This window comes from Tenacibaculum sp. A30 (assembly GCF_051200845.1).
Lineage (GTDB): Bacteria > Bacteroidota > Bacteroidia > Flavobacteriales > Flavobacteriaceae > Polaribacter.
The window spans coordinates 156,017-166,236 of record NZ_CP195160.1; the positions used below are offsets into that span (position 1 = coordinate 156,017).

13 protein-coding genes are annotated in these 10,220 nt (G+C 28.4%); 1 reads left to right on the forward strand and 12 read right to left on the reverse strand.

What is annotated here, in order from left to right; genetic code table 11:
- Positions 1-75 precede the first annotated feature (75 nt).
- The 12 genes from ACR9ES_RS00710 to mnmE form a co-directional block, all read right to left on the reverse strand.
- Positions 76-1,062: a hypothetical protein gene (locus ACR9ES_RS00710; RefSeq protein WP_435254703.1), complete on the reverse strand. Its 987-nt coding sequence runs from the start codon at positions 1,060-1,062 to the stop codon at positions 76-78.
- Positions 1,063-1,350: 288 nt separating this feature from the next.
- Positions 1,351-1,677, reverse strand: coding sequence for a phosphotyrosine protein phosphatase (locus ACR9ES_RS00715; protein ID WP_435254704.1), 327 nt, complete (start codon positions 1,675-1,677; stop codon positions 1,351-1,353).
- 36 nt (positions 1,678-1,713) lie between these two features.
- Positions 1,714-1,947 carry a hypothetical protein gene (locus ACR9ES_RS00720; RefSeq protein WP_408035479.1) on the reverse strand — a complete coding sequence of 78 codons (234 nt, stop codon included), beginning with the start codon at positions 1,945-1,947 and terminating at the stop codon, positions 1,714-1,716.
- Between the two features lie 42 nt (positions 1,948-1,989).
- Entirely contained in the window at positions 1,990-2,580 is a 591-nt protein-coding gene (locus tag ACR9ES_RS00725) for an AAA family ATPase (RefSeq protein WP_435254705.1), read from the reverse strand.
- Positions 2,534-3,454, reverse strand: coding sequence for a DUF5712 family protein (locus tag ACR9ES_RS00730; RefSeq protein ID WP_435254706.1), 921 nt, complete (start codon positions 3,452-3,454; stop codon positions 2,534-2,536). The genes ACR9ES_RS00725 and ACR9ES_RS00730 overlap by 47 nt, the downstream gene beginning before the upstream one ends.
- Positions 3,444-3,959 carry a BfmA/BtgA family mobilization protein gene (locus ACR9ES_RS00735; protein WP_435254707.1) on the reverse strand — a complete coding sequence of 172 codons (516 nt, stop codon included), beginning with the start codon at positions 3,957-3,959 and terminating at the stop codon, positions 3,444-3,446. The genes ACR9ES_RS00730 and ACR9ES_RS00735 overlap by 11 nt, the downstream gene beginning before the upstream one ends.
- A gap of 182 nt (positions 3,960-4,141) precedes the next feature.
- Entirely contained in the window at positions 4,142-4,888 is a 747-nt protein-coding gene (locus ACR9ES_RS00740; RefSeq protein ID WP_435254708.1) for a hypothetical protein, read from the reverse strand.
- Positions 4,889-4,892: 4 nt separating this feature from the next.
- A complete protein-coding gene (locus tag ACR9ES_RS00745; protein ID WP_299002181.1) occupies positions 4,893-5,303 on the reverse strand; it encodes a helix-turn-helix domain-containing protein in 411 nt (136 codons plus the stop codon).
- Position 5,304: 1 nt separating this feature from the next.
- Complete coding sequence (locus ACR9ES_RS00750; protein ID WP_299002180.1) at positions 5,305-5,595, reverse strand: helix-turn-helix domain-containing protein; 291 nt, start codon at positions 5,593-5,595, stop codon at positions 5,305-5,307.
- Positions 5,596-5,703: 108 nt separating this feature from the next.
- Positions 5,704-6,618 carry a hypothetical protein gene (locus tag ACR9ES_RS00755; protein ID WP_435254709.1) on the reverse strand — a complete coding sequence of 305 codons (915 nt, stop codon included), beginning with the start codon at positions 6,616-6,618 and terminating at the stop codon, positions 5,704-5,706.
- Between the two features lie 6 nt (positions 6,619-6,624).
- Positions 6,625-7,776: a tyrosine-type recombinase/integrase gene (locus tag ACR9ES_RS00760; RefSeq protein WP_435254710.1), complete on the reverse strand. Its 1,152-nt coding sequence runs from the start codon at positions 7,774-7,776 to the stop codon at positions 6,625-6,627.
- A 172-nt stretch (positions 7,777-7,948) separates the two neighbouring features.
- A complete protein-coding gene (gene mnmE, locus ACR9ES_RS00765; protein WP_274634524.1) occupies positions 7,949-9,343 on the reverse strand; it encodes a tRNA uridine-5-carboxymethylaminomethyl(34) synthesis GTPase MnmE in 1,395 nt (464 codons plus the stop codon).
- A 362-nt stretch (positions 9,344-9,705) separates the two neighbouring features.
- Between mnmE and ACR9ES_RS00770 the strand changes: the two genes are divergently transcribed.
- Positions 9,706-10,182: a hypothetical protein gene (locus tag ACR9ES_RS00770; protein WP_274634525.1), complete on the forward strand. Its 477-nt coding sequence runs from the start codon at positions 9,706-9,708 to the stop codon at positions 10,180-10,182.
- The last annotated feature ends 38 nt before the right edge of the window (positions 10,183-10,220 follow it).

The following is a 10,220-nucleotide window of genomic DNA, read 5'->3' on the forward strand; positions in this document are numbered from 1 at the left end:
AAAAATATAATTCTATTTTTATATAAATAAGAAATAAAAAACTCTTCTTTTGAAAGTAAGAAGAGCTTGATGTTTTTAGAAGTCTAAATTGCTTCCTGAATTTTTTAAAAATTCAGGAATCCCTTGTCTTAAAATTTTAGGAACTTTTGAAATAGGTTTTTGTTTGGGGAATTTTTCAAATTCAGAGATTGGAATCAACGTGAAATATAAATTGTTATTTGCTCTTTCCCATTGCGCGAAAACATATTCAATATCAGGATTGATAACAATTTGTTTTTTAAAGGTTATTGTTCCTGCATATAACGGACTGTCAGGGTGGAACTTTTCTTTATTAATAGTAAGTTTAAGCTTTAATTCGTTGGTTTCAGAATTAAAATAAGCTTTAGATTTAGAATAAACTTTATCAGTAATAATTTGATCTTTTATTTTTAATAGTTTTGGAATGTAGTAATGATTCTCTATCTGACCTTTTGGATCTTTTTTTAGAATTAGTAGATTATGATTTTCTAAAGTTTCTAGAGCTCTAATGAATTTTAAGTAATGGCTTTGTCCGAGAATATTTTCATAGTGTTTTTTTAAATTGGGAAAAGGCATTGTTAAACTTTTTTTTAATAATGCTTTCTCAAAATTAGATAGGTTTTTCCAGTTTTTATTTTCAATAGCTTGTTCTAATTTATTAAGTAATTCTTCATGATTCTTGATTGTTTTTTTCTTAGTTTTTATCTCTGATATGTTTTCACATTCTCTACATTTATATTGATTTCTTTTACTGTTTTTTAGTTTTTGAAGAAGTTGCAGGAAAACAGAATGATTATTAACTTCATAATGAGCGTATGAGCTACAGTTTTTGCAATATGCATAAAATGAGAGTTTTGCAAGTGTATATAGTTTAGTTAATTCCGATTGTCTTAAATTATATTTATATCTAATGAATTTAGGATTATTCACGAGTCCTGATTCGTTAAACTCCCAATAAGTTTGAAGAATTTCTTTTTCTAAGTCAGTACAGTTTTCTGATAAGTGTAATTGAATGTTGGCGATTTGTTTGTTTTGATTTTCCATGATATAAAATGAATAAAAAAAGCGTGGAACTGAATCTTACTAGTAACTAGGTATCGCCAAACACCCGCACACCAAATAAGAACAGCCCACGCAGAACGTGGGCGTCTTAGTTTTGAATTTAGTGTGCTTAAAATTTTGGCGATTTCAGTTACTAAATCAAAAGCTAAACGCTTTATAAATTAATATGTCTTTTTACATCCGTAAATCTTATGCAAGATACTACAGATATTTTAAATGTTAGATTGTTTTGTTATAGTTTTCCATAGCTTTATTGGTGATTTTTAGTTTTCAAAGTATTACTTTCTGTTTCAGAATATCAATAAGGTCTTGAGAATAATACTTGTAATTATCAGGTATATTTAACACAGTGATTTTATTTCCATACTTTCCATTTGTATACTTTTTTATAAGGTTAAAATGTTTTGTTTCCATAACAAAAACTTTGTCAGACCAAATCAATAAATCTTCAGTTAGCTCATTAGTACCTTCTTTTCTACAAAGATTAATATTTGTTCCAGCAGATTGAAACTCAATGTTTGGGTACTTTTCAGAAAAATAATCATCAGCAGTTTTAGAACGCTCTTTGTTAGCCGAACATACAAATAGAATTTTCATTTTAGTTTTTCTTTTATAAAGGTAGTGAATAAAGTATCAATACTTACTTTTTATATAGTTCTCTAAGGCTTTGTTGATGATGTTTTTAATGCTCTTATCTTTGTTTAAAGCGTGTTGTTTAATCTTTTTAAGCAGGTTTTTATCTAGGTAAAAAGAAAACTGAACTTCTTCATTTTCTTTAGTAGGAATAGGAACTACCTTTTGAATTGTTTTCGCTTGATTATTAGCCTTAGCTTTATTGATTAGATCGTTAAAATTTTGTTTTTCCATAATGCTAGAATTGTAGTTTTATATAAATGTGGATGTATAGAATTATATGAGTTTTGTTAGTATTTCTTTTGTTAGATTGTCTAATTGCTTTTGAGCATTTTTATCATCCTGAACACCACCAACCAAAACTGAACGAGTAAAAGCAACTAAGTCAGATATGTGAGTTTTGGCAATAGGAATATTGTATTCTTCTAATCCAATCAAAATATCTAAGGTTAAAGTGGTGTTAGCTTTTATCATATTGAAAACAACCAAGGCATTATCAGTTTTATTCTCGTTTTCAATAAGCTCTATAGTACTTTTAATAGCTAATAGATCTAATACACCAGCTTTTGTAGGGATGATGATTAAATCAGCTAATTGAATAAGCTCAGGTAATTGATTGGATAGGTAAGGAGGAGTGTCGATAAAAACGAAATCATACTCCAGATTTTGAATTTCATTAATCTTTCCTTTGTAGGGAATAATATCAAAACCAGAAGCTAATTCTTTAACTTGAGATAAACTACCTTGTAAATCTAAATCAAGAATAGCTAGTGAGGCGTTTTCAGATATGTTTTGAGCTAGGTTAAAAGTAAGTGTTGATTTACCTACGCCACCCTTTTGATGTGTGATGAGTATTTTTTTGCTCATGGATGTTTTCTTTTGTGTTTAAAGTTTCTTTTAATTTGATATGCTCTTTTAGCTTTTTAATTTCTTTAGGAGAGCCATTTTTAAGTATGTATTGGTTTTGAAATTTTTCGAGTTCTTTTCTTTTATAATTAAAGAATGCGTCGAAAGTTGCTTCGTTTGTGTTAATCCATTGCATTCTATCAAAGCCAACACGATATTTGTTTCCTCCAATAGATCTATCTGTTTTTCTTTCTTTTGTAGTAGGAGTAAGTTTTAACCGTTGATTTTTACATTTTCTACTGACAATAATGTGTACATGAGTGTTAATATCAGGTTTAAGGTCGCCTGCTTTGTAGTCTCCTTTTATAACTTCTTCGTCAGTTCCTTTAAATCGTCGGAAATGTTCAATTTTTCCAAAATAAACCAAGTCATCACCAGAAATTAGTCCTTTTTCCTGTCTGTTAAAATTTACAGCATAGTTGGTCATTACTTTTCGAGCATATTCTATGATGATACGGTTATACTCTTTGTATTGAGTTGTATTTAATTGCCATATATCTTTTATTTCTTCACTTTTAGAAATTATACTAAGAATATGTTTTAGTTCTTCTTGACTAAAGCTAATAGTTGGAGCAAAATATTTAGCATCATTTTTGCCTAACTTTTTTATGTTAGTGTCTATGGAGTTAATAGCTTCATTGGTGCTAATATTTTGTTCATTGTGAGAAAAAAAGAATTGTTTTCTAGCTTCAATATTCCTTTTAGCTTCAGAAGAGTTTTGAGCTAGTAACAATTTATCTAAATCATGATTTTCTTTTTCTAAATACAAAGCAAGGTCTGAACAGCTCCCTGTATTAGTAGCTCCTAATGTGCTATGAGGTTTACTAATTGGCATTGTTAAAAATTGAGTTTAATTTGCCTTTAAGACCAGATTTGTTTTTTTGATCTATCAATTCACATATAGTATAAAAAGCTTCTTGCTGTTTTTCTATTTTATTCTCAATGTCTTCTATTTTTTGGAATACACTTTTAAGCTCTTGATTGATTTTTTGTGTTCTTTCTTTGTCAAAATGATTCACTTTTATAATACTTTCTTGAATCCATTTTGATAAGTTTTCATATTGTTTTTTTTGCTCAGCAGAATATTCAAAAATTTCATTTCTTAGAGGTTTTAGAATATCTCTTTCTTGAACTTTTAAGAAGGAAATAATTCGTTTGTCTAAGACCTTAATCATTGTAGCAGGATTATCATTTGTAGTTTCTAATGGGTTAATACCTGTCTTTTTAAAATATAGAATCATAGATTCGGTAAAATCTCCATATTTAGCACCAAATACATTAGAAATCTTTACTAATTCTTTGTGGTGGAATTCATCAATAATGATACTTTTTTTCTTCATTTTATAATTTTTAGAGTTGGTTTTCAGTAGGTTAAGAGTTTGTTTATGATTGGGTTATAAAATTTTATAAATGGTTTGTAGTTGTAATGTTCACATTTACAGAAGTTAAGCCTCGCAGAGCAAGTTGAATAATAGGGGTTCTGCCCCTGTTCAACTTGCTAACTTCGCTAACTTCGTAACACTTAAAACCTTCTATCTCCTCCATTTAGTTCTATGAAATTGAACATTTCAAAAAAACGGCTATAAATTCTATCTCCATATTTAATTTCAATATCTTCAACTGTAAGATTTGATGTGATAAATGTTTTTATCCCGTTAGTTTTAAAATCATTATAGCGCATTTCAAAAATTCTTATCATTAATTGTTCTTTTATCCCCCAACTGTTTGCTAATTTTTCTGCTCCTAAATCATCAAAATGAACTCTTCCTTTTGTGTATTTTTCTACCACATATTCACCTTCTGTATTGTAATTAGTAATAACATTATGAACAGATATGTTCTTGAACCATAAAAACGGGAGCTTATATTTCTTACTGATAATCTGAATAATATCAAAAATTGATGATTTTCCTGTCCCACAGGTTCCATAAACAAACAACCCTTTTCTAAGTTCTCCACCATATTCATTTTCAAACCTTGGATTATTTGAAAAATAAAGAGATATTAAGTGAAGAAAATCTTTGTTAAAACCATCTACTTGAAACTCTCTTCCTTGTTTTTTAAAATAATTTTTACTTTCTCGCCAAATCAAAGTTTTTAGAGCTTCGGTTGGTATACTAGAAGTAGGGAGTTGTTCTTTTACCTGAGAGATATTTTTGAAATAAGAATTATTCACCTCTATTTCTTTTTTTTCTCGCGCAACTCTTTTTTTTCTTTCATTTTCAGATTCCATTCTAAACTGCTGTTTTAATCTTTGACCTATTCTCATAATCTTATCTTTTTCGAGGATTTAATTTCTTAACTTTCTTTAAATTATTAGATTTAATATTTAAAATTTTATTATTTTCTTTAAGGATTTCTTGTATAGGTCTATTAAAGTTTACTTGTATGGGCTTTTCAAAAATTGTGATATACCTATTCAAAATTTCTTTACTACCCTTATTTCTATACACATGTCTTTCTATATATCCATATTCTTCAAGCTGTTTTAACCAAAAGTTTATGGACTGTTTAGATACTTGATATAAATTTTCAAAATATCTATTGTTAGCATAGCAAAAACCAAGTTTGTTGGTTAATGAGGTTATTTCGGCATATAGAATTTTAGCGTTAGGGGTTAGTCTTTTGTCATACCTAACAGGTGCAGGAATAATTGAATAATATGCAGGCTCTTTAGTGTGCATATTATTGCCTTTTTTTGTTTTTTAAGACGTATGAAAGAGCTTGCTTTTCAATATCATTTTTAGACTTACTTTCATTCTGTAGCAACCAATTATCTAATTTTTCCTTGTTAAAGAAAATTTTACCACCATTTGGTTTACTAAAAGGAATTTGCTTAGTTGAAGTTTTTTTGTATAAATAGCTAGGTTTTAACCCTGTATATTCACAAGCTTCTTCAAATGTTAATACTTTTTTATTTACTAGTAATAGTCTTTCTATTTTGTCTAGTTTTTGACTGATTTTTAAGATGTCCATTATTTTTGTTTTTAAAATTTATAATGAACAAAAGCTGCTTTTGTTTCCGTTGATTTAGAATTCTGAAGTAAAAGTATAAAGAAGGAAAAAGGTAAAGGTTAAGATTGTTTACATCTTAACCTTTTTTATTAAGTCTGTTATTACATCTGAACTCTTAGGTAAAGAATGAGATTTAGAAACAGAAGTATATATTGATTTTGACTTAATAAAACCATTCTTGTTTCTTATATTTCTGGCTTTTTCTAGTGAAGTAATTTTAATATCTATGGATAAAAACTCATTTATAGTTTTGAATAAAAGATTTGTTTGAATATTATCCATATTCAAATGGATTAATGAATAATGAGTGTGCCAGTCGCCTTTTAATACTTTACAAAAATCTTTGTTAGAAGTTTTTTCGATGTCGATGAATTCGTGTTTTTCAAGTTGTGAGTATAACTTTTCCAAAATGGAATTTGAAACCTTAATATTATAGTTGTTGATGTTTTCAGTTTTACCACCAAAAGTAGCCTCTAATTTTTTTCTTTTGAATAAATTGTATTCAAGAGCTTTTATTAAAAATTCTATAACAGAAATCCTGTTAAATTCAGCAATAGGATTTTCATTAGTCCCATATATAGCATCATTGAAGTATTCTAATTTAGTTTCAGTTTTTAACTTAAATCTTAATGTTTTTATTAACTGATCTAACTCTAATTGATATTTAGCATTGTATTGATCTTCAAAACAGAAAGTTTGCATACATCTAAACTCTAATTTACTTACACTAGGGTATGGTAAGGCACTATCGTGTCCAAAATAAAAAAAAACATCCAGATGTTTGATAGTTAAACTAATCTTATCTAATGTGGTTTTTTTAGAAAAGATAGGATAAATTATATTGTTTAAAATATGTAAAAACTGTACTTCCGAAGTTTCTGAAATTCTAAATTTAATATCTTCAATATAATCCCATTTGTTATCTCTTTCTAACAGATTTATAATATATCTAGTGTTAAAATCTGATGACGTATATTTTTCCATGCTGTTTTATAGTTCAATATTTAATTTAGGAATTAAAAGAGCAGCCTCTTTCATTTTTTTATCAATGATTTTAGCATAGATTTCAGTAGTTCTAATTTCTTTATGCCCTAAACGTTTAGAAACAGTATAAATATCAGCTCCATTTTCCAATAATAACACAGCATTAGAGTGTCGTGCAGAATGAAATGTAATATGTTTTGTGATACCTGCACTCATGCACCATTTAATTAAGTTTATATTCATTTGAGCACTATAATGAAGATTAACAAAAACTCTGTCGTCAGGTCTTCTTCTTTCTCCTAAAAAGTCTCTAGCTTGAGGCGATATATACAAATATTCAGCTCCTTTAGTTTTCTTTTGAGAAAAAACAATTCGGTGAATAGGTTTATCATCATAATCAGTACCTTCATCTCTTACTTCACTCCATTTCATTTTATTAATATCGGACCATCGAATACCTGTAAGACATGAGAATAAAAAAGCTTTTTTTAAAATGGTTTGTTTAATGGGGGTCTTTGAAAGTGCTTGGACTTCATCTATAGTTAAATATTCTCTATGTGTTTCGCCCATAGGGATAGCACGAACTTTTTCAACATAATTTTCTTTTAAAAAGCCTTCATCAAATGCACTTCGTAAACAAGCTTTAAATTTATTGTAGTAAGTGTGTTTTGTGTTTTGAGCTAATGGTTGACCGGCTTTTGTTTTTGCTTCAGTATGTAAATACTTTTGAAAGTTTTTAATGAAATCTATATCAATATCATTAAAAGTAGTAGAGGAGGAGCAAAAGGCTTCTATATGCTTCTGAGCAGCTTCCCAATTATCATAATTTGTTTCAGATTGGTAACGCTCTTCCTTTTTTTGGTTGTAGTACTCAAGAAAATTAGTTTTTTCTTTAGAACCATGTTGAATTTTGTATTTACCCTGGTAGTATTCAGCTTGTCGAATAGATAAAATCTTTTCAGCTAATTCAAGAGTTTCCTTATTCTTTTTTTTCTCTGATTTTGTTTTTGGAGAAATAATTAAATACTCTTTTAAATATTCAAATTCTCTATCATGTTTCGTCTTTCCGTTTTTGTCTATGATAGTGCCTTTGTAATATTCTATAAATAGACTATATTTTCCTGTTTTTAACTTTTTCTTTTTTAATGATATTTTCATAAGAGGTGGAATTAACTACACCTCAATTTTATTTTTAAGTTATGAGGTGGAATTTAGACTCCATAAATATATTGAAAAAGTAAAACAGGAGAAAATAAAATTAAACAGAAATTACTGTGACTTATTTGTTTTTCAGGGTTTTGTTTCTTTTGGTTTCCTTTATTTTCCTTTGTTACTTCCCGATACAGAAATTACCAAAAATATGACCTAAAATATCTTTATCAACATCGTATTCACCAGTAATATTTCCTAAATGACGAAGGCATTCACGAATGTCAATAGCAAATAAATCAGAAGAAATATCTAAATCGATTCCATTTTTAACAGAGTTGATACTTTCTAAAGCTAAAGTAAGTGCTTCAAAGTGGCGAGAATTGGTAACAATCGTTTCATTATTACTCAAAGCACCAGTATTTACTAATGAAATGAGCTCTTGTTTTAATTCGTCAACTCCGATATTTTGTTTAGCAGAAAGTAGAATTAAATTGTCTATTTCTGATTGTAAAATAGATGAATCATGACAAGATAGCGTATCAATTTTATTAGCGATAACTAGCAAACGTTTGTTTGGAAAACGTTGTTGAATCGTTTCAATTTCTTCTAAAAATAAATCTTTAGAGTAGATATACTTGTTTGAATCTATTAAGAAAATTATTAATTGAGCATTTTCAGCTTTTTCGTAGGCTTTTTTTATCCCTATGTTTTCAACTATATCTTCAGTTTCTCTAATACCCGCAGTGTCAATAAAACGGAAAACAACACCATCAATAATTAGTTCATCTTCAATCGCATCACGAGTAGTACCTGCAATATCAGAAACAATTGCTCTTTCCTCATTTAAAAGTGCATTTAATAAAGTTGATTTTCCAACGTTTGGCTCTCCAATAATAGCCACAGGAATTCCATTTTTCATGGCGTTTCCAAAAGCAAAAGAATCGATTAAGCGTTTTAAAACTGATGAAATTTTAGCGACTAATTCTTTGAATTTAGTTCTATCAGCAAACTCTACATCTTCCCCAGAAAAATCAAGTTCTAATTCAATTAAAGCGGCAAAATCTAATAATTGAGCACGTAACTCTTTTAATTCATTAGTAATTCCACCTCGCATTTGCTGAATTGCCATTTGATGCGAAGCAGCGGAGTTTGAAGCAATCACGTCAGCTACAGCTTCCGCTTGCGATAAATCCATTTTACCGTTTAAAAAAGCACGCATGGTAAATTCACCGTTATCGGCCATTCGACAACCATTTCGTAAAAAAAGTTGAATAATTTCTTGCTGAATAAAGCTTGAACCGTGACAAGAAATTTCTACAACGTTTTCACCTGTATACGAATGTGGGTTCTTAAAAATAGATACTAAAACTTGATCTAAAACCGTATCATTTTCTACAATATGACCTAAATGTAATGTATGCGATTTTTGGTCGCTTAGCGACTTTTTGTGTTTAATAGATTTAAAATATGCGTCAACTATTTTTATTGAATTTTCTCCAGAAAGTCTAATAACAGCAATGGCACCAACACCTGCAGGTGTAGCTAAAGCAATAATTGTATCGTTTTGTATCATGTTACAAAATTACCTAATTATAAAAGAAGTTCATTGAAATATTTTAGTTCTGTTTTTTTCCTTTATTGCTTAAGGTAAAACCCCCTTTTTTTAATTTGGGTTTTTTGAATCTAAAAATTAACACTACTTTTATCCTAAAGTTTTTAGAACTTTAAAAACGTTAATCCCTCAAAATAATACAATTCCCAACAGTATTATTTTATTTTCCCCAAAATTTTTATTGTATACCCATTGTGTATTATTGATGTATTACATTCTTGTAATACTCAGAAATGCGTACCTCTTAATTACCCCCCCCCCCACTTTAGATTAGATATACAATCTTTGATTGTTTGTATTAGTAATAATTAAAAACAAGTGATATGAAAAAAAATACTATTCAAAAATTATTGTATTTATTCTTTTTATTCAGTGGTTTAACCCTATGGTCACAAGGTTTAACTGAACTTTCAGTAATTTCTCATAGTGAAAAACCAGACTATGAAAGAGTACACATACATAAATTAAAAATTAAGAATAATAGCTCAGTAGAAAAAAGGTATCGTTTTTCTATAAATAACATACCTTGTAAAAATCAAAAGAATATAGAAACTGTATTAGAGTATTCATTACTGGATGAAAAAAAGAAACCTATTACAGGAGCATTTAAAGTACTACCTAAAAGAAGTAAAGCACTTTATTTAAAAATTACTAAACCTTACAATATCAACTTAGGAAGTTGGAATTGTGTAGAGTTTCTAGTAAATGACCTTCAAGAGCAAATGTCAATGCAAAAAGCAGCAGTCTCTAGTAAAATTATTATAAAAACATACATACCCAATCAAAGTAATGACAATTAGACTATTTAGATAAGATTGTTATAATTAAAAACTTAGAG